This is a genomic window from Alkalibacterium putridalgicola (genome assembly GCF_900109825.1).
Classification (GTDB): Bacteria; Bacillota; Bacilli; order Lactobacillales; family Carnobacteriaceae_A; genus Alkalibacterium; species Alkalibacterium putridalgicola.
This window is the reverse complement of record NZ_FOBL01000008.1, coordinates 66,635-86,827: the sequence shown is the minus strand read 5'-3', so window position 1 is coordinate 86,827 and position 20,193 is coordinate 66,635. Positions and strand designations below refer to the sequence as shown.

The 20,193-nt window shown below is 44.1% G+C and carries 17 protein-coding genes and 1 riboswitch; of the genes, 12 read left to right on the top strand and 5 right to left on the bottom strand.

The window, feature by feature from the left end:
* Positions 1-161 precede the first annotated feature (161 nt).
* On the bottom strand, positions 162-470 hold the full coding sequence (locus BMX84_RS12400) for a hypothetical protein (RefSeq protein WP_143058666.1): 309 nt from the start codon (positions 468-470) through the stop codon (positions 162-164).
* Positions 471-482: 12 nt separating this feature from the next.
* Here BMX84_RS12400 and BMX84_RS12395 point away from each other — a divergent pair, with 12 nt between their 5' ends.
* A complete protein-coding gene (locus BMX84_RS12395) occupies positions 483-779 on the top strand; it encodes a hypothetical protein (RefSeq protein ID WP_143058665.1) in 297 nt (98 codons plus the stop codon).
* Between the two features lie 120 nt (positions 780-899).
* Positions 900-2,597: a M3 family oligoendopeptidase gene (locus BMX84_RS04135; RefSeq protein ID WP_091487472.1), complete on the top strand. Its 1,698-nt coding sequence runs from the start codon at positions 900-902 to the stop codon at positions 2,595-2,597.
* A gap of 73 nt (positions 2,598-2,670) precedes the next feature.
* On the opposite strand, the gene BMX84_RS04130 is transcribed toward BMX84_RS04135, so the two are convergent.
* Both BMX84_RS04130 and BMX84_RS04125 read right to left on the bottom strand, forming a co-directional pair.
* The gene (locus tag BMX84_RS04130; RefSeq protein WP_091487471.1) at positions 2,671-3,693 is read right to left on the bottom strand and encodes a GNAT family N-acetyltransferase; all 1,023 of its coding nucleotides are present in this window, start codon (positions 3,691-3,693) and stop codon (positions 2,671-2,673) included.
* Entirely contained in the window at positions 3,694-4,458 is a 765-nt protein-coding gene (locus BMX84_RS04125; RefSeq protein WP_091487469.1) for a GNAT family N-acetyltransferase, read from the bottom strand.
* Positions 4,459-4,997: 539 nt separating this feature from the next.
* Between BMX84_RS04125 and BMX84_RS04120 the strand changes: the two genes are divergently transcribed.
* The 3 genes from BMX84_RS04120 (at position 4,998) to BMX84_RS04110 (ending at position 7,927) form a co-directional block, all read left to right on the top strand.
* Positions 4,998-6,371 carry a peptidoglycan DD-metalloendopeptidase family protein gene (locus BMX84_RS04120; protein WP_246119096.1) on the top strand — a complete coding sequence of 458 codons (1,374 nt, stop codon included), beginning with the start codon at positions 4,998-5,000 and terminating at the stop codon, positions 6,369-6,371.
* Positions 6,372-6,474: 103 nt separating this feature from the next.
* Positions 6,475-7,239, top strand: a complete 765-nt coding sequence (locus BMX84_RS04115; protein WP_091487467.1) for a TrmH family RNA methyltransferase — start codon at positions 6,475-6,477, stop codon at positions 7,237-7,239.
* A 160-nt stretch (positions 7,240-7,399) separates the two neighbouring features.
* Positions 7,400-7,927, top strand: coding sequence for an HD domain-containing protein (locus BMX84_RS04110; protein WP_091487466.1), 528 nt, complete (start codon positions 7,400-7,402; stop codon positions 7,925-7,927).
* A 779-nt stretch (positions 7,928-8,706) separates the two neighbouring features.
* Here BMX84_RS04110 and BMX84_RS04105 read toward each other — a convergent pair.
* On the bottom strand, positions 8,707-9,573 hold the full coding sequence (locus BMX84_RS04105; RefSeq protein ID WP_091487464.1) for an SDR family oxidoreductase: 867 nt from the start codon (positions 9,571-9,573) through the stop codon (positions 8,707-8,709).
* Between the two features lie 29 nt (positions 9,574-9,602).
* Complete coding sequence (locus tag BMX84_RS04100) at positions 9,603-10,022, bottom strand: hypothetical protein (protein WP_091487463.1); 420 nt, start codon at positions 10,020-10,022, stop codon at positions 9,603-9,605.
* Between the two features lie 192 nt (positions 10,023-10,214).
* Positions 10,215-10,382, top strand: a riboswitch (M-box (ykoK) riboswitch).
* A gap of 239 nt (positions 10,383-10,621) precedes the next feature.
* Here BMX84_RS04100 and mgtE point away from each other — a divergent pair.
* The 7 genes from mgtE to BMX84_RS04065 all read left to right on the top strand — a co-directional run bounded on the left by mgtE (position 10,622) and on the right by BMX84_RS04065 (position 20,103).
* Positions 10,622-11,989 (top strand): magnesium transporter, encoded by a 1,368-nt coding sequence (mgtE, locus tag BMX84_RS04095; RefSeq protein ID WP_091487461.1) that lies wholly within the window; start codon positions 10,622-10,624, stop codon positions 11,987-11,989.
* A gap of 109 nt (positions 11,990-12,098) precedes the next feature.
* On the top strand, positions 12,099-12,437 hold the full coding sequence (locus tag BMX84_RS04090) for a winged helix-turn-helix transcriptional regulator (protein ID WP_371860943.1): 339 nt from the start codon (positions 12,099-12,101) through the stop codon (positions 12,435-12,437).
* 303 nt (positions 12,438-12,740) lie between these two features.
* Positions 12,741-13,787, top strand: a complete 1,047-nt coding sequence (gene pheS, locus BMX84_RS04085) for a phenylalanine--tRNA ligase subunit alpha (RefSeq protein WP_091487458.1) — start codon at positions 12,741-12,743, stop codon at positions 13,785-13,787.
* Positions 13,788-13,793: 6 nt separating this feature from the next.
* Complete coding sequence (pheT, locus tag BMX84_RS04080; RefSeq protein WP_091487456.1) at positions 13,794-16,211, top strand: phenylalanine--tRNA ligase subunit beta; 2,418 nt, start codon at positions 13,794-13,796, stop codon at positions 16,209-16,211.
* 546 nt (positions 16,212-16,757) lie between these two features.
* Positions 16,758-17,027, top strand: coding sequence for a cell division protein ZapA (locus tag BMX84_RS04075; RefSeq protein WP_091487454.1), 270 nt, complete (start codon positions 16,758-16,760; stop codon positions 17,025-17,027).
* A gap of 23 nt (positions 17,028-17,050) precedes the next feature.
* Positions 17,051-17,611 (top strand): CvpA family protein, encoded by a 561-nt coding sequence (locus BMX84_RS04070; RefSeq protein WP_091487452.1) that lies wholly within the window; start codon positions 17,051-17,053, stop codon positions 17,609-17,611.
* 119 nt (positions 17,612-17,730) lie between these two features.
* Entirely contained in the window at positions 17,731-20,103 is a 2,373-nt protein-coding gene (locus BMX84_RS04065; RefSeq protein ID WP_091487450.1) for an endonuclease MutS2, read from the top strand.
* Positions 20,104-20,193: the final 90 nt, after the last annotated feature.

The following is a 20,193-nucleotide window of genomic DNA, read 5'->3' as shown; positions in this document are numbered from 1 at the left end:
AAACAGCATCATTATTATTATGTTCTTATAGAGTTACCTATTAGGGGGAGTCAATTGAAACATAGAAATACAATCTCAGGAGGGCTGATCAGTCTCTTAATTGACGCACTCGTAAAGACAAATAGTTTGAGCACTGCTAATGAGCTCCACATTGGACGTAGTCAGGAACATAACAGTTTGAGCAGTGCCATGATCTCCACATTAGACGTACTGACAAGAAAAATAGTTTGAGTAGTGCCAATGAGCCCCGCATTAGGTGTACTGACAAGAAAAATAGTTTGAGTAGTGCCAATGAGCCCCGCATTAGGTGTACTGACAAGAAAAATAGTTTGAGTAGTGCCAATGAGCCCCATATTAGACGTACTCACCAGGAAAACAGCTTGAGCAGTGCTAATGAGCCCCACATTAGACGTACTCATCAGAAAAATAGCTTGAGCAGTGCTAATGAGTCCCACATTAGACGTACTCACCAGGAAAACATATTGAGCACTGCTAATGAGTCTCGTATTGGACGTGCTCAGGAAGAAAACAGTTTGAACAGTGCCAATGAGCTCCACATTAGACGTACTGACAAGAATAATAGTTTGAGTAGTGCCAATGAGCCTCGTATTGGACGTACTCATCAGAAAAATAGCTTGAGCAGTGCTAATGAGCTCAACATTGGACGTGCTCAGGAAGGAAATAGTTTGAGCACTGCTAATGAGCCCCACATTAGACGTACTCACCAGAAAAAGAGTTTGAGCAGTGCCAATGCGCTGTTCGCATTAAGTGTTCACTGACTATAGAACTAGATCAATGCTTTTATCCAGTGTAATACTAAGAGTTTATTCATTTAATTATACTGAAATTATAATCCCTGTGCTATACTGTTATTAACTTATAACTACTGGAGGAAGACAATGAAATTTAATGACTACACTTATGAAAGACCGGATTTTGACCTGTTCAAAAAAGATTTCATCCATCTGATCGATCAGCTGAAAGGCGCTTCATCTGTAGACGAAGTAAAAGAAGCGATCGACGAAGTGTCGGCGCTGACCTCTTCGCTGGATACGATGGCTACTTTGGCATCCATTCGCTACTCGATCGATACAAAGGACGATTTCTATGAACAGGAAGACAACTATTGGAATGAATATGGCCCATTGTACCAGGAATTAAATACCCGATACTACAGGGCCATAATGGAGTCGCCTTACTTAGAAGAGTTGAAAGACAGTTATCCAAGGACGTTTATCCAGAATATGCAGTTCGAACTGGACTCCTTTGATGCCAGTGTCATCGAACTGCTTCAGAAGGAAAACCAGCTGAGCAGTGATTATCAGAAGCTGATTGCCGCTGCAGAAATCGAATTCGACGGGAAGACGCTTACTTTGTCTCAGTTTGGTCCCTATCTACAGTCGACGGACCGTGCCGTCAGGAAAGAGGCAAGCGAAGCCCAACTGAGCTACTTTGAAGAAAATGAAGAAAAACTGGATTCGATTTACAACGAACTGGTCACCGTCAGAGATCAGATCGCTAAAAAATTGGGCTACAAAGATTTCGTCGAATTGGGTTATGTCCGAATGAAACGCTTTGACTACGACCGTGACATGGTTGAAGTATACCGAAAGCAGGTCCTGGACTATGTGGTTCCTGTCACGAAAAAACTGGCTAAGCGCCAGGCAGACCGTATCGGAATCAAGGATCTGAAACATTATGACGAAGCCTTGCAGTTTCTGGACGGGAATCCGACGCCTCAGGGAGATCCGGATTATATCATTGAAAATGGACGCAAGATGTATCATGAATTAAGTGATGAAACAGCAGAATTTATCGACTTTATGTTCGATAAAGAACTGGTCGATCTCCTGTCTAAAGAAGGAAAAGCGAGTGGCGGCTACTGTACGTATATTCCCGACTACAAGTCTCCATTCATTTTTGCCAACTTTAACGGGACCTCTGGCGATATCGATGTTCTCACACACGAAGCGGGTCATGCCTTCCAGGTCTACCAGTCACGCTGGATCAAGCAACCGGAGATCGTGTTCCCGACGTTTGAAACATGTGAGATCCACTCCATGAGCATGGAATTCTTCACATACCCGTGGATGGAACTGTTCTTCAAAGAGCAGACGGATAAATACAAGTTCGACCATCTGAGTGGCGCGATCCGTTTCCTTCCTTATGGGGTGCTAGTGGATCACTTCCAGCATGAAGTGTATGAAAATCCTGAGTGGTCGCCAGAAGAGCGCAAAGCATGCTGGAGAAAGCTGGAGAAACAGTACCTGCCGCAGCGCGATTACTCTGAGAGTGACTTCTTGGATAAGGGGACGTACTGGTTCAGACAGGGCCATATTTTTGCTTCGCCGTTCTACTATATCGATTACACGCTGGCTCAGGTCTGTGCCCTGCAGTTCTGGAAACGTGCCATCGTTGATGAGGATGACAAAGCCTGGGGAGACTACATGGCCATCTGTGAAGCAGGCGGCACAAAAAGCTTCCTCGAAACAGTCGATACAGCCAATCTGCGTTCACCTTTTGAAGAAGGTTCGCTGGAGCGAGTCGTGAAAACGATCGATGATGCCCTGGCAGCTGTGGACGACAAAGCGTTATAAGATAAGACAAAAAAAGATAACCGCTGAGCATATAGCATTTAGCATATGCCAGGTGGTTATCTTTTTGTATGTTCTACTCTTTAGATGTGTAATCATTCAGCTGATCTTCAAGAGCCTCGAGCGTTTCTGTCTCTTTTTCAAGGATTTTCTCCAGATCCTGTAGCTCTTTCTCAACATTCTGGATAAGTGTATTGGCTCGCTCGAATGATTCAGAAATGTCATCAGATAAAAGTGCCTCTTTCGATAAGCCATGCAGGATCCAAGGGGAAGGCAGATCGAAAGGATGATCTGTCGGAAGAAGGGCAGCTTCGGCTTCGGAAAGATCCCACCAGATCACTGTCTCACTATCTTTCTGTTGAGCCACCTTCAGCTTTTCCTGAATGGTTCTGAACAAACCGGACTGTTCCATAAAGTCTGACCACGGATAAACGACATGTAAATAATTCGTGCCTTTAAATTCTTCCCATAAGATGACATAGCGGCTTTGGTCTGCATTTTCGTAATAATGCCAGTCATCAATGGACCCTTCGAACAGTTCTTCACTGACAGGGAAAGGGTAATAGGCTTCAAGCGGAAAGACTTTTTTATCAAAAGACGGATCAAGGTACGTGCGTCTGATCCAGTCCGCCTTTTTGGCTTTTTCAGTGACTTCTTTCCACCGTGTTGATTCGTCTATGATCAGACTGTCGACAGAGTCTGATTGAGCGGCATAAAGCAGTGTCACTGGTGGCAGACCGACTTTTTTCAGGACCGCCTGAGAGGCTTTATTGTACTGTTCGGTATTGGCACCGATCCATTTTACATCCGGATGTGAAAGGGCCTGTTCCAAACTGTACCTGACTATTTGGGTCCCGTAGCCGTTTTTTCTATGCCGATGGTCAGTCCGTAAGCGTCCAAGCATGGCATAGTGATCCTTGAATATTGTGAAACCCGATAAGGCAACGAGTTCATCAGATACAAACAAACCAAAAAGATGATTAGGCCCTCCGATAATACGGTGAAAGGCCCACAGCATATAGTCATCGTCCAAGCCTGTCTGCATCTTTTTATAATAAGAAATATCTTCTTTTGTTAACCGTCTTATCTCTTCGCTCATTTAACCTTCTCCTTTGATAACTTTTTGTGCACCGATACGAAAACCTTCATAGTGGAATCCCGCTTTTTTATACATATCTTTAGGAGAATCTTCCGCATCAGCCACGAGGAAGACAAGGGTCTGCCTTGTCAGTGCTTCATTAATAATGAATGACTGTAATGCCGAGGCAATGCCTTTTAGCCGGTGCTTTTCCAGTGTGAACAAGTCATCCAGTTCCAGCCCCTCATCGCTATCGATCATAATGCAGGAACCGGCCGGCTCTCCCTGGAAGTATGCGAGAAGAAAGGTGACTGCTTTATCTTTGAAGAGGCGGTCGTAATAAGGTTGTTTAGATTCGGCAAAAGAGTCAGATACCGTTTTATCTTCTATATAATTCAGTCGCTTGAATGCATCCAGCTGGTCAGCTTGTACTTCGGATACGTTGATATCCGGATGTTTCTCTTTAAATACATAATGTGCCGGATCAAGTGAATAGAGTTCCAGCTTTTCCAGTCCATACTCTTCACCATTTAAGTAGTCTAAAGTATCCGGCATGATACCCTGATTTTCCGGCCAGTAAAATTTAACGTGGGTTAGACCATTTTCTTCTGAGAATGTCCTATGCATCGATTCGATCAGTTCGAACTCTTCTTTCGTCGGGGAATATTTCAGCTGAAAGAAATTTGAATCATATCTGAATAAGACATCCGGATCATAGTACTGTGCAAAAAACTCGTTTTCATCGATCAGTGTGCTGTGTGTGGCAATGGCATTAAATGTGACCATACGTGTCTTCCTTTCTATACTTACTATAGAATAGCAAATTCAAAGGTAAACGTTAAGCCTAAAGTGACAAGTGATCCGAGAGAAAATAGAAATATGCTGCTCATAAACGTTTAAAATCTGATTTTAATACAGTTTTGAGTTAGTGATCGAGGCTGGAATACGACTGAAATCGGATACAATTTATACTGGATAAAAAAAAAGTGTCAAATTAAAATGAGATTTGTCACCTTTTGTTCACCGTTTTTTGTCAGAATTATAAGTTGGAGCGGAGCGTATTTAATTAGAAAAGCCTTTATACCAGCATTTGTAAAGGTTACGTTTTGCCATGGTTTCTTCAAATAATACAGTTATGTAACAAACGGACACAGATTTTGTCATTAGATTTAAATCTTAGACTATCCTATCCTATGCTATGATGTTTTTAGTGCTTGAAACAAATGAGCAAACATTAAAAGTATAAACCAACATTTAAACGTATAAAAATAGAAAGATCACCGTTAAGGGTCGATCAATAAATTGTGGATTAGGAGTTTTTCAGATTGAATAAAAAACGTATCATTACAGCAATGGCTTCAGTATTACTTGCAGCACCATTCTTGCGTCCGATGGAAGTCGATGCTTCTCAAAAATTAAATGAACTTCAGCAGCAGGAACAACAGCTGGAAAAAGAAGCACAAAAAGTGAGCGGCGAAATTCAGAGTCGTGAAGAAAAAATGGAAGCACTTGAAAATGAAAAAGCTCAACTTGAAAAAGAAGTAACGGCCCTTCAAGCAGATATCGACGCTTTGGTTTTGGAAATCAACGAACAGGAAAAAGAAATCCAACGCATCAAAGAAGAAATCGAACGTCTGCAGGACGAAATCGCGCAACTGCAGCAGCAGATCGATGACCGTAATGAACAACTGGAATCACAAGCACGTTCTGTACAGACGAACGCCAGCGCTTCAGACATCGTCGACTTGCTGATGTCTGCTGAAAGTTTGTCTGATTTAGTTGGACGCATCAATGTCGTCAACAAACTTGTTACTGCAAACCAGGAAATTATGGAAGAACAGATCGCTGACCAGAATGCTTTAGAAGAAAACGAAAAACAAGTTAAAGCTGAACAGACAGAGATGGAACAAGTTAAGGCTCAGCTGGAAGTCAGCCGTAATAACTTAATGAACCAGCGTCTGGAATTAGATGACAAAATCGTTCAGATCGCTGAAAAATATGAAATGACTGACGAAGAAAGAAAATCATTCGTCAATGAACAAGCGATCATTGCAGAACGTACGAGCACTTTAAATGAAGAGATGAAAGCTGAGAAACAGCGCATCATTGAAGAAGAACGTGCCAGACAAGAAGCGATCCGTATCGCTCAGGAAAAAGCTCAGAGAGAAGCCGAAGCGAAAGCTAAAGCAGAAGCGGCAGCAAGAGCCAAAGCCAAAGCAGAAGCAGCAGCTAAAGCCAACGAAAAAGACCAGGCTTCAACGTCTTCAAACAGTTCGAACAGCTCAAACAATGCTTCGTCAAATAGTGTTCAAAACAGCAGCGGCTGGTTACGTCCAGCAAATGGCCGATACACGTCACCCTTTGGCTACCGTGTACATCCTGTAACAGGCAGACGTACATTCCACAATGGAACAGATATTGCCGGTGGAGGACCGATCAGAGCCACTCGTGCAGGTACAGTAAAATCAGCATCATATTCTGGAACATACGGTTACCGTGTGATCATAGATCATGGTGATGGCTATGAAACCTTATATGCTCACATGCAGCCTAACTTAAGTGTTGCGCCGGGACAGAGAGTTTCTCAAGGACAGCAACTGGGAATCATGGGTACGACAGGACGTTCAACAGGCGTTCACTTGCACTTCATCGTTTATAAAAACGGTACACCAGTTAATCCTATGAACTACATCAGATAATCAAGACTACTAAACCGCAAAGAGAGAAGGCTGAAGAGCTTTCTCTCTTTTTTCATGTCGTGTATACTGAATTATGAAGATCAGAGCTGGAGGAATGACTATTATGGAAAGAATCGAATCGACACAGAACAAGCAGGTAAAAGAATGGAGAAAACTGCTGACACGTAAAGGCAGAAAGAAACAGAACAGATACCTCGTAGAAGGCCTTCATTTAGTAGAAGAAGCAATAAAATCGGATACTGAGATCGATGTACTGGTCATCAGAGAAGATAAAGTCATGGATTATGCCTATCTATATGAAAAAAGTGAGATAGATGCTGTGGAAGTAACGGAAGAAATTACCAGTATGCTGAGCGATGCTGTGACCGAACAGGGGATCCTGGCCGTCGTTAAAAGTCAGGAATCTCCTGACGATATCAGAGGAAATAAGCCTGTCCTGATTCTGGATGAAGTCCAGGACCCGGGGAATCTTGGTACCTTGATACGCACCGCTGATGCTGCTGGGTTTGAAGGTGTCATTATAGGAAAAGGCTCTGTTGACTTGTTCAATCCTAAAGCACTTCGGTCAGCCCAGGGCAGTCACTTTCATTTGACTATCATTCATGACGATATCGAAACTTGGATCGGAATGTTTAAAGACAGAGGTATTCCTGTCTATGGAACAGCTTTAGATGAAAGAGCGGTATCTTTCCGTTCGATAGAACCGCAAGATAAGTTTGCATTGATCGTAGGGAATGAAGGGAATGGGGTGAATCCCAAGCTTCTGGAACAGACCTCAGAAAATCTGTATATTCCAATCAAAGGCCAGGCAGAATCGTTGAACGTCGCCATCGCTGCAAGCATATTGATGTTCAGTCTTTATCAGTGATCAGCGTTTTTTGACAATTTTGTCACAAACGTCATGAAAACGTTTCTAAATTAGATTGTTTCCTTTTCTTTTTTCACTTAAAGGAGTAAGATTATTTATGGACAGTCGCATAATGCACGACTGCAGACAATCACTGACTCGTTTGAAAAGGGGACATTTGATGGAATTTGTTCGTTCAATTTGGGAAAATGATACAGATTATATGACATTAGTCGAAGATTTACTTGAAGATGAAGATTTACTTAAATTAGATGATATTACACATCACCACTATACAACACGCCTGATCCATTCATTATTTGTATCCTATGTAAGTTATAAGATCGCTAAACGCCTGAACCTTAATGTGAGAGCAGTTGCCAGAGCAGGCTTGCTGCATGATTTCTTTCACGAAGGCAGAGAAGAGATCGCATTAATGAATGAAGGTTCTCACAACTGTGTTCACCCAAAAATCGCAGTTAAAAATGCTCAACGCCTGACTGAATTAAGTGAACTTGAAAAAGATATTATACTGAAGCATATGTTTTTAACAACGACTGGCGTGGGGATCCCTCGGTATAAAGAAAGTTTTGTTGTGACATGTGTGGATAAATACTGCGCCATCAATGAAGTCTCAACACCTGTCAGATCTAAAGTCAAGCAGAAACTTTCGGAATGGAGCTTGAAACTAAGAGTGGTCCATGCTTAGTCTTAGATACCTATTAGTATGAAGTTCTGATTTAGAAGCTGTTTCCATTTATGTTTAGATAGTTTGAACATAAATGGAAACAGCTTTTTTGTATTTTTTACTTTATTGGCCGTCTAGTAAAGAACGGACGAGATTTTGGGGGGAAAGGTGGATACTTGTGACTCTGCAGGAACAAGATGACAGACTCGAGATACACAAGGAACTGAGTGTTTCATTATATAAGTGAAGTGACACACTCAAATTATAGATGATTCTGACTTTGTCATTTCTGGTTTAAAATGACAAGGTCAGACTTAACAGGAACCTGAGCCTGTCACTTTAGAGATAAAGTGACACACTCAAAAATAAAAAATGAATGACCTTGTCATTTTTTGAATAAAATGACAAGGTCTGATGTGAATAACGAGCGAGCCTGTCATTTCAACAACAAAATGGCAAGCTCACTGATAACAGCCTGTTGACTTGGTCGTTGGTATCAGAATGCGTAAGAGATACTCATATTTATGTCCTCACAAGTGTGTTCGTGGTAATGTTGATCTTTCTTTAGCATGGAAAAAAGCGGAAGACGATACTGACTTTGATCCGCACACATTTTATTGTTAAAAGTACTGCTGCCGGGATCGTCGGACGAGAATGAAGTCAGTATTCAGCTGAACGATGACTTATCAGGAAAGTTATTTGAATGATCATTCGATTTAATCAGTATGATCATTCAAATGACGAGAAAACCCGATAGATCAGGAGATCCATCGGGTTTCTTTATACATGATAGATAAAAATCAGCCATTGACGACGGTCCCACTATTGACGTGTATCGTCTGACCACTGACATAACTTGAATCACTTGTTGCGAGATAGACATACGCAGGTGCCAGTTCATAAGGTTCACCGGGGCGACCCATAGGCACACCAGCATGTTCTTCATAAGAACTGCCCAAAGTAGCCGGGATTAGCGGTGTCCAGATAGGTCCTGGCGCTACAGCATTCACGCGGACTTTCTTCTCGATGAACTCCTTGTTTTGTGCAAGCGAACGGGTGAATGCAATGATCGCACCTTTTGTCGATGCATAGTCCATTAATCCAGGAGATCCTTGATACGCCGTGACAGAAGAGGAATTGATCACCGCTCCATTTTCAGCTAAATAGGGGAACACTTCCCGGGACCAGAAGATGGTCGAATAAATGTTTGTACGGAATGTGCGGTCCAGTTGCTCTGCACTGATATTCATGAGGCTCTCCTGTTTGTGTTGCTCGGCAGCATTATTGACGAGGACATGTATCGTTTGCCATTCATCAGCAACAGTTTTGACTGTTTCTTTAACGAAATCCTCGTCACCCACATCGCCAGCAAAAGTCAGGCACTTCACGCCTAATTCTTCTATGCGTGTCTTGGCTGATTTTAGATCGTCATTATCCTCTAAATCAACTAAGGCAACATTAGCACCTTCCTTGGCAAAAGCGATGGCCACCGCACGGCCGATACCGCTGTCTGCACCAGTCACGATGGTGTTGAAACCTTTCATTTTGTCTGCAGGCTTGTACGTATCGCTTTCCACTTCAGGGACCGGATCCAGCTTCTGGCGGTCATCATCCATTAAGTAATTCTTTTTTGGTTTTTGTGATTTAAGGTTATTTTCTTTGTTCATCAATATCATCCTTCCTTAATGTAGACGGATTACAGCGGAGAATTAAGCAGCAATTCGTGATTCTGAAGATCTATGATCTTCAGACGGTTATCTTCTTCAGTGAAAATGGATTTAAAAACCTGTTCGTCCCCGTCAGTGAACAAGATGACTCGCGTACTGCCGTTATCGGTAATTAAATAAGCATCGTAACCAGTAGGATCAAAAACATCCTGTTCTTCAAATTCTTCATATTGATCAATATTGTCGATCGATTCTGCCTCATCCATTTCACTTTCACTGACTGGAGCCAGTTCTTCTTCTGTAACCATTCCTTCGTTGGGTTCCTCTTCTATGGCGGCTTCTTCCTCGATTGGATCCAGTGCCTCTGTTTCACCGGGATCCTCCTCTGTCGTGCAGGCGCCAAGTGTTGCTGCTGCCATAAACAAAAGAATCAGTTTTCCTTTTTTCATTGTATCCCTCCTCGTATAATAATTTAGCTAAAACGTGTGTCCTTACTCATTTAGTATAAGTAATCTAAGATTATGCTACAAAGATAACGCTTCACCTTGTGAGTATCTCCTAGCTTCTAATGGATAAAGATCATAGGATAATTATTGCTTGATTGAATTAAGGAGTTTCGTTATGATTAAAACGAAAGATAACTGTAACCTTGTTAGGTGAGGCTACCATATGGAGACACGCTACTGCCCGGAAATGTCTAAAGACGCCAACGGGTCAGCAGGAATTTTCGGATGAAGGGGATTCTTAACGTAGCTGAGAAATTAATCTCTATGCCATATGAAGCTGAAGCTCAACGACAGAGGTGTTTTGGAAGATGACATCATGCTCATGTTCTTGACACGCTCGTAAATAGCGTGTTTTTTTGACTGTAATTTTAAAGGCGTCGTGTCTAGACTGTGATTTTTCAATAAGACCTTCTTGTTATGATTTCTCGGAAAGTGGAGGTGGGGCGAATGGATTCGGTTCCCTTGTCAGTTAACGTTAAAGAACCAAATAGATATACACTGTATGCCATCGCCAAGCCGGTGCAGAGAAGGGTGTTTTGACCATGAAATTAGTAAAAAGCAATAAACAGAAAACCTATGAACACATTTTTAAGGCAGCAAAAGAAAACGACAAGCAGGCCTTTCGTGACCTGTTTTTAAGACTGCATGACCGCGATCAGCATGAAGTATTTCATCTATTGTATCCAGATAAAAAACGTAAGATATCCGATTTTTTGACACCTGAAGAGTTTGCGGAAATATTCGAATGGATGGAAACAGAAGATCAGGAAGCCGCTGTCCAATATCTGCCTGATGCTTATATGGCTGAAGTTTTCAATACGATGGCTGCGGATGATGTGGCCCGTTTCCTCGCAGAAAGTGAGGAGACGGATAATCAGACACTGCTGGATATGATGGATGAAGAAGAGAGCCAGCGGGTTCAGGAAATCATGGCATATGAAGCGGAAACCGCTGGCTCGATCATGACTAAAGAGTTTATCGCGATCCAAAACAAGGAATCTATGGCTGAAGTTGTCAAACGTTTGAGAAAGATAGGCCGCGAAGCAGAAACGATTTACTATTTATATGTTATTGATGATAAGGAAAGACTTGTGGGAGTGCTGTCCTTACGAGACTTGCTCCTGTCACCTGAAGACGAGATCGTAGAAGATATCATGTTCAACCAGGTCGTTTCTGTCAAAGTCAGTGATGATCAGGAACATGTGGCGCGTGTCATTCAGGACTACGATTTACTCGCCGTCCCTGTTTTGGGCTTTAACGGGACCATGCAGGGGATCGTCACGGTCGACGATGTCATGGACATTATAGAAGAAGAAACGACTGAGGACTTCAATGAATTTGCCGCGATCAGTCGTGGAGATGAAGATCGTCGCAAACCTTCGCCACTTTCTACAGCAAAGTCACGTATCCCCTGGATCGTTGTGCTGCTGTTTCTGGGTATGATCACAGGGGGACTTATAGGCATCTTTGAAGAGACCCTGGAATCTGTGGTCCTGTTGGCCGCGTTCATGCCCATCATGATGGGGACCGCTGGTAACGTGGGGACGCAGTCGCTGGCTGTTGCGGTCAGAAACCTGACCATCGATGATGACCGGGATAAAGACAGTTTCTTCCAGACCATAAAAAATGAACTGGGAGCCGGAATGATCATGGGGCTTATTGCCGGGCTCGTCATGATCGGCATCGTCGTGGTCATTTACGGCAATCCCGTACTGGCCTTTATCATTGCTGTGTCCATGTTCATCACAGTCAGTCTGGCAACGGTCATCGGGACGACCATACCGACTATCATCAATAAATTCAAAATCGATCCGGCAGTAGCTTCAGGCCCTTTTATAACGACCATCAATGACTCGCTGAGTCTGATCATTTACTTTACTATTGCCACAATGCTGATCGAATTTTTATAATTGTGAACGAAAATCTAAATTTTGAAAAATCGGAATGTAACGTACCAATTTAAGTCTGTTAATGGTATACTGTTTAGTGTGAAAGTAGAGGTGACAGCATATGATAGAAATGGCTACAGCAAATACAATTCAAGATAGAGTCATCTGCCCGAAATTTGAACAGACTTTTGCCATCTTAGGCAAAAAGTGGACAGGATTGATTATTGATGTATTGTTGGATGGACCTCGACGTTTTAAAGATTTATCTCAGGCAATATCCGGCGTCAGCGACCGTGTGTTAGTTGAACGCTTGAAAGAACTTGAAAAAGAGGATATCGTGACACGAGATTTGGACGATTCCTGTGAAATGAAATCAGGTTATTGTTTAACTGAAAAAGGAAAATCCCTTAAAAATGTCATGACTGAAATTCAGGAATGGGCAGATCAGTGGATCTGTGAAATAGACTAAAACAAGAGATGAAAAAGAGTACGTGGATGAGACAAGATTAGAGAACGGTGCCCCGGCTGAAAGCATCGACTGGATCATTTACAGAAGTTCACTTTCATCGTATCTTTGCCAGGAACTCTTGTGCAGAGATGTATGTAGATCGACTTTGATCTCGGTATGCGCCGTTATGCAAAAGTGCAAAAGGAAACTTTTGAACAAGGGTGGTACCGCGTGTTGACCTCGTCCCTCTATTGGGATGGGGTTTTTTATTTTGTCTAAAAAGAAAGAGTGAATGTATCATAACTAAAGCAAAGGAGCATGACGATGGAAATGGAAGAAAAATTATCTGCACTGCTTGAAGCGGCAAAAGCAGAAGTCAGTGAAGCGGAAACGCTGAAAGAAGTAGAGAGCCTGCGCGTCAAATATTTAGGAAAAAAGGGTGAAGTGACAAGCGTCCTTAAAGGGATGAAAGATCTTTCGCCGGAACAGCGCCCTGTCTTGGGAAAAAAAGCCAATGAAGTCCGGGACGAAATCACAGCCCTCCTGTCAGAGAAAAGAGAGACCCTTGAAAAAGAAGCGCTGGAAAAACAACTGGCTGAGGAGGCTATCGATGTAACACTTCCGGGTAAACAGGTCACAACGGGGCAAACCCATGTGCTGACTCAGATCATGGAAGAAATCGAAGACTTGTTCTTGGGGATGGGCTATCAGGTGATCGAAGGCACAGAAGTCGAAACGGATTACTATAACTTTGAGCGTGTCAATCTTCCGCAGAACCATCCGGCCCGCGATATGCAGGATACATTCTATATCACATCCGACATCCTTCTGCGTACGCATACGTCGCCGATCCAGGCACGTACGCTGGAACAGCATGATTTTTCAAACGGACCGCTTAAAATGATCAGTCCAGGAAAAGTGTATCGCCGTGACACAGACGACGCGACGCACTCACACCAGTTCCACCAGATCGAAGGAATGGTCATTGACGAGAACATTACCATGGCTGACTTGAAAGGCACGCTGGAACTGCTGGCTAAAAAGATGTTCGGAGAAGAGAGAGAGATCCGTCTCCGTCCAAGTTACTTCCCGTTCACGGAGCCGTCTGTTGAGGTCGACGTGTCCTGCTTCAAATGCGGCGGTAAAGGCTGTAATGTCTGCAAGCAGACCGGCTGGATCGAGATCCTGGGTGCCGGTATGACCCATCCGCATGTTTTGGAAATGTCCGGTGTCGATTCCAAGAAATACGGCGGCTTTGCTTTCGGGCTCGGGCCTGACCGTATCGCCATGCTGAAATACGGCGTGGATGATATCCGTAATTTTTATCTCAACGATCAGCGGTTCCTGGAACAATTCAAGAGGAAAGGGTAGAAGAGCATGAGAGTATCAGTGAAGTGGTTAAGTGAATATTTAGATTTGAACGACATATCGCCGGTCGAACTGGCAGACCAGATCACCTTGACAGGTATCGAAGTGGACGACGTAACGTTACCGTCTCTGACTTTAGATAACCTCGTCGTCGGAGAAGTCCTGACAGCCGAAGCCATGGAGGGATCTGATCATCTGAACGTCACAACTGTGGATGTCGACCAGGGTGAGTCAAAGCAGATCGTCTGCGGAGCACCGAATATTAAAGCCGGTCAGAAAGTGATCGTTGCTTTGCCGGGGGCCAGACTACCTAACGGATTGAAGATCAAGAAAAGTAAACTGCGCGGAGTGGAATCCAACGGGATGATCTGCAGCCTTCAGGAATTAGGTTTTTCCGACGCCGTCGTTCCTAAAAAAGCAGAAGATGGTATCTATGTGCTTCCCTATGATGCCAAAACAGGTCACAGCGCCTTACCGTATATCGGTTTGGATGATGCTTTCATCGAGCTTGATATCACACCGAACCGTGCCGATGCTTTGAGCATGCGCGGCGTGGGCTATGAGGTGGCAGCTATCTTGTCACAGCAACCGTCCTTCCCGGAAGTGACTGTGTCTGAAGATGAATCTGAAAACATTGACGATTATATCAGTGTAGCTGTGGATGACAAAAAGGATGTGCCTGTCTATAAAATGCGCGTGATTAAAGACGTCACAGTACAGGAAAGTCCGATGTGGCTGCAGCGTAAATTGATGAACGCCGGGATCCGCCCGATCGATGCGGTCGTAGACGTGACGAACTACATCATGCTGGAATACGGTCAACCGCTGCATGCCTTTGACTATGATGCGCTTGATTCCAAAACGATCCGTGTCAGAAGAGCTGAACAGGATGAACAGCTGGTCACTTTAGACGGACAGGAGAGACGTCTGAATCCGGGGAACCTTGTGATCACCAATGGAGAAAAACCTGTCGCGTTAGCAGGTGTCATGGGTGGCGAAAATACGCATGTAACAAGTGAGACCAAAACGATCGCCCTGGAGTCTGCCTTGTTTGAATCCAGTGTCATCAGAAAAACAGCGCAGGCACTGAATCTGAGAAGCGAGTCAAGTGCCCGTTTTGAAAGAGGCCTGAATACCGCAGCTATAGAAACAGCCTTGGATCATGCGGCACAACTGATTGCTGATCTTGGGAACGGTCAGGTCATCAGCGGCGTTGCCCGTGTTGAAGCGATCCAGCCGGAGAATAAAAAGGTGACCATTACGCTTGATAGAATCAATCAGGCACTGGGCACTGAACTGGTCATGGATGAAGTTGTTCATTTAATGCATCGCCTGGGATTTGAAACAGAAACTGCCACAAACTCATTAACGGTCACTGTACCGCCAAGACGCTGGGATATCGAGATCGAAGCAGATATTATTGAAGAAGTAGCCCGCCTGCATGGCTATAACCGTCTTCCGGCAACCCTGCCTCACAGTGAATCTGTTCCTGGCGAGCTGTCCCATAAACAACAGCGTGTCCGCGATGCCCGTCATTTCATGGAAGGGGCCGGCTTATCCCAGGCCATCAGCTATGCTTTGACGACAAACGAAAAAGCCAATGCCTTTTCTCGTGCTGAAGGGGAACCTGTGAAACTGGACTGGCCGATGAGTGAAGAACATCAGGCACTGCGCAAGAGTCTTTTAAGTGGCTTATTGGATAATATTCAGTATAACGTGGCTCGTCAGAACAGACATGTCGGTTTCTACGAAATCGGGCGCGTGTTTTACCCAGTTTCTGACAGCAAACTGCCAGACGAAGTGACACATGTAGCCGGGGCCTTGACGGGTTCCCGCATCGAGTCAAACTGGCAGGAAAGTGAACAGTCCGTTGATTTTTACGCAGTCAAAGGTATACTGGAAGAATGGTTTGATGTCATCGGTGTCGCTGATGAAATCAGTTATGAACCGTCTAAAGCCTACTCAGAACTTCACCCGGGGCGTACAGCAGAAATCAGATGGCAGGACCAGGTCGTTGGTGTGATCGGTCAACTGCATCCTCAAATTGCAGACGAACGGGATCTTAAAGAGACCTACTTATTTGAAATCGATATGGATGCCTTGCTCGATTCAGAAAAAGAGCCGCTGATCTATTCATCGATCCCGAAATATCCGGGAACATCCAGAGATGTGGCCTTTGTTGTAGACGAGACGGTCCTCCATGACACCGTTCTTTCTGTCATGAAAGCACAGGGTGGCAAGTGGCTGAAATCTATCCGACTCTTTGACTTGTATCAAGGGGAAAATATCGAACAGGGCAAGAAATCGATGGCTTATAGTCTGGCCTATCAAAATCCTGAAGCGACCCTGAAAGAGGAAGAAGTTACAAGCGACTTTGAACAGCTGAAAGCAGCTTTAGTTGAAAAACTGGATGCCGAGATTCGCTAATATAATAATATTATGAATACGTAGAGAGACTGGGGTGTAAGCGTCCAGTCTCTTTTTCATCGGCTGATATCACGTTTAATGACTGGTAGCCGAGAAGGTTCGACACTATGGAATAAGATTTCATTACGTAGCTGTCGAAGAATGAGAACTTCGGTAATTAGAAAGAGTATCCGAGCCGGAAAGTACCGAAGTTTCCCATAGTTCGGTAAGTAGATCCAAGGCAGGCGCTGGTAATTGTCGAAAACCTCCTTGTTCGGCAATTAGAAGTATAATCCTGTTTTCAAAGTGTCGAACACACGTGAAATTCGGCTAGTAGGATAAAGAGGTCTCTTCTAAACTACCGAATCAGTCAAACTTCGGTACTTAGACTTTAATTAAATTAACCTAACTGTCGAACGCGGTTATAGAGGCCTTTATCAGTCTCACTTTTCATTTATAAACCTTTGAATATTCCAATAAAATTGTATAAAAAGCCTTGTAACTAATGCACTTTTAACGCATTCGTGTTATTATAATAAAGAATTTGAGAAGCGAGGGGGCTGTGTCATGTCCGAAGGGAAGCGAAGATTTAAAGCAACCATAGATGGAGAAACATACACGATTGTTGGTTCCAAGCCTGAAAAGCACATGCGCGTTGTGGCAGAAACTGTGGACGAACAATTAACCCAACTTAAAGAAATGACCAAGGGGTTGGATAAAGAAAAACGAGCCATCTTGCTTGCGATCAATGCAGTATCCGATCAATTGGCCATGCGTAATGAATTGAATGAGTGGAAAGAAAAATATGAGCAGTTGGAACAGAACAAGGAAAACTAACTGCAGCGAACAAGGAGAAAAGTATGCTGTTAACAGGAATCATAATCTTCACATTATTATTATCACTTTATAGCGGAGCACGACGCGGGCTGGTCCTGCAACTGGTCCTGACGATCGGATATGCCGTTTCATTCTGGCTGGCATTGAACTATTATCAGATGCTCAGTGACTATGCTGAAATGTTCATTCCGTATCCAACACCTTCATCGACTTCAGCTAATCCATTTGTATTATATGGCATGGACTTATTGTTCGAACTGGACAGCCCATTCTATAATGGGGTCTCTTTTGTAGTCCTGCTGTTTGCAGGCTGGCTGATCACACGGGTCATCGGCGGTTTGTTCCAGGCCCTGGCTGACTTGCCGGTCGTACGCACAGTCAACGCGGTGGGCGGCGCTGCTTTGAGCTTCATCGTTCATTATATCGGGATTTTCTTGATCCTCTTTGTTGCTTCGATGATACCGATGGGAATCGTGCAGGAGCAGTTCGAGTCGAGTGCCCTGGCTAGAGAAATCGTGACGGATACACCTGAATTATCCCAGCAAGTCTATGACTGGTGGATCGCACAGGGAATGGAAGAATAATTTAAAGAGATCAAAAGGAGAGTTGGTTGAAGGAAAACATCAGTATGATGCCTTTCAATCAACTTTTTTGTAGAGTTGTAAAAAGATAAGCTGGATTCAAACAGTTAAGGAGAGAAAGCATGACTGAAACATTTCAATCATCATTTAAAACACTGGAATATGAAAAAGTAATCATGAAATTAAGTGAACACACTGTATCAAAACTGGGGAAGGAAAAAGCCCGTACTATCCGTCCAACTAATGATAAAGACTACATCCTGGAACAGCTGGAAGAAACCGAAGATGCCTCACTCCTTATGCGGTTGAGAGGCGGCATGCCGCTCGCTGCCTTTGAAGACATCCGTCCTCACTTGAAACGTGTGCGTGTACAAGGGACATTGAACGGAACAGAGGTCGCACAGATCGGGCGAATGCTGAGAACCCTTCGGGAAATAAAAACCTTTTTCAGGAAAGCAGAAGAAGAGGACATCCCTTTAAACAGGCTTTATGATAAAATCAACGAACTGCAGACCTTCAATGCTCTGGAGAAAAAGATTTTTTCGGTCGTAGACGAAGGCGGTTATGTGCTTGATGATGCAAGTTCTAAACTAAAAGGGTTAAGAGACGGCATCAAACAGACGGAAGGACGGGCCCGTCAGAAACTGGAAAGTATTGTTAGAGGTTCTCAGGCGCGGTTTCTGACTGATGCGCTGATCACGATGCGTAACGACCGGTACGTTATCCCGGTCAAGGCAGAGAACCGTTCGACCTTTGGCGGTGTGGTCCATGACCAGAGTTCCACAGGGCAGACCCTGTTCATTGAACCACAGAGTGTTGTCGATCTAAACAACCGGCTGCGTCAGTATCAGGTGGAAGCCAAACATGAAGTGGACCGTATCCTTGCAGAACTGACCGTTGAGATAGAACCTTTCAGGGAAGAACTGGAAGAGCATCTCAAAATGCTGGTCGACTTGGATGTGATTCAGGCTAAAGGACGATTTGCCAAAGCGATCAAGGCTGTCAAGCCGAGAGTGAGCACTGAAAACCATGTTGAGCTGTATCAGGCTCGTCATCCACTCCTTGCTGAAGATGAGGTGGTCCCGAACGATATCATCATCGGTGAAGAATATAAAACGATGATCGTGACAGGGCCGAATACCGGCGGGAAAACAGTGGCTCTGAAAACCCTCGGACTGCTCCAGCTGATGGGGCAGTCCGGCTTGTTCATCCCTGCCGAAGAAGACAGTACGATGGGTATATTTTCAAGTGTCTTTGCCGATATCGGTGATGAACAGTCTATCGAGCAGAGCTTGTCGACCTTCTCATCTCATTTGACAACGATTGTCAATGTCCTGAAACGGATGGATGATAAAAGTCTTATCTTATTAGATGAACTGGGTGCAGGAACAGATCCGCAGGAAGGTGCAGCCTTGGCCATTGCCATCCTGGATGCGATCGCCCAGAGCGGCAGCTATGTGATGATCACCTCGCATTATCCCGAACTCAAGGCTTATGGCTATAACCGGGTGGAAACGATCAACGCCAGCATGGAGTTCAACGTCGATACATTGAGTCCGACATATCGTCTCCTGATCGGTATCCCGGGAAGAAGTAATGCCTTTGAGATCGCCAGACGTTTGGGCCTTGATTCAATGATCATCGACTCAGCCAAGCAGCTGATGAGCGGCGAAAGCCAAAGTGTCGATCAGATGATCGAAGATCTGGAAGGCAAACGCAGACAGGCTGAAACGGAAGCCGGTAAGGCCACTGAAGAATTGAGAGATGCCCAGCGGCTCCATAGAGAACTTAAAGCTGAATATGATGCCTATCAGGAAGAAAAAGAACGTCTGCGTAAAAAAGCGGAGAAAGAAGCGAACAGCTATTTAGAGAAGAAGAAACAGGAAGCGGAAGCTATCATAAAAGACTTGAGACAGAAACAGCTTGAAGGTCATATGAATGAACCGCTTAAAGAACATGAATTTATTGATGCACAGACCCGCTTATCCAATTTGAAGGCAGAAGAAGAAAGTCTGAAGAAAAATAAAGTACTCAATAAGCAGAAGAAGAAGAAAACACTGAAAGTCGGCGACAGCGTCGAAGTCCAGTCCTTTGGTCAAAAAGGAACGGTCATCGACAAGGCCGATAATAAACACTGGGTCGTCCAAATGGGTATGCTGAAGATGAAACTCCATGAATCGGATCTGTTGCAAGTCGCACCGGAAAACGAACCGAAGCAGCGCGTGTCGGTCAAACGTTCATCCAGCGCCGGAGTGTCCACTGAGATAGATGTCAGAGGCGAACGTGTGGAGGAGGCTGTGAACAAAGTCGATCAGTATCTGGATCAGGCGTTACTGGCGAACTACCCGAAAGTCACGATCATCCACGGCATGGGTACTGGAGCAGTCAGAAAAGGCGTGCACCAGTATCTGAAAAAACATTCGCAGGTCAAATCATACAGTGATGCACCGGCAAACCAGGGCGGCAGCGGTGCAACGATCGTGACCTTTAAATAAAAACAATCACAACGGTAGACAATAATATAAGAATTTGCTATACTAATAAATGGAATGAGCAACTTACTTTTAATAAGTAAGTCAATATAT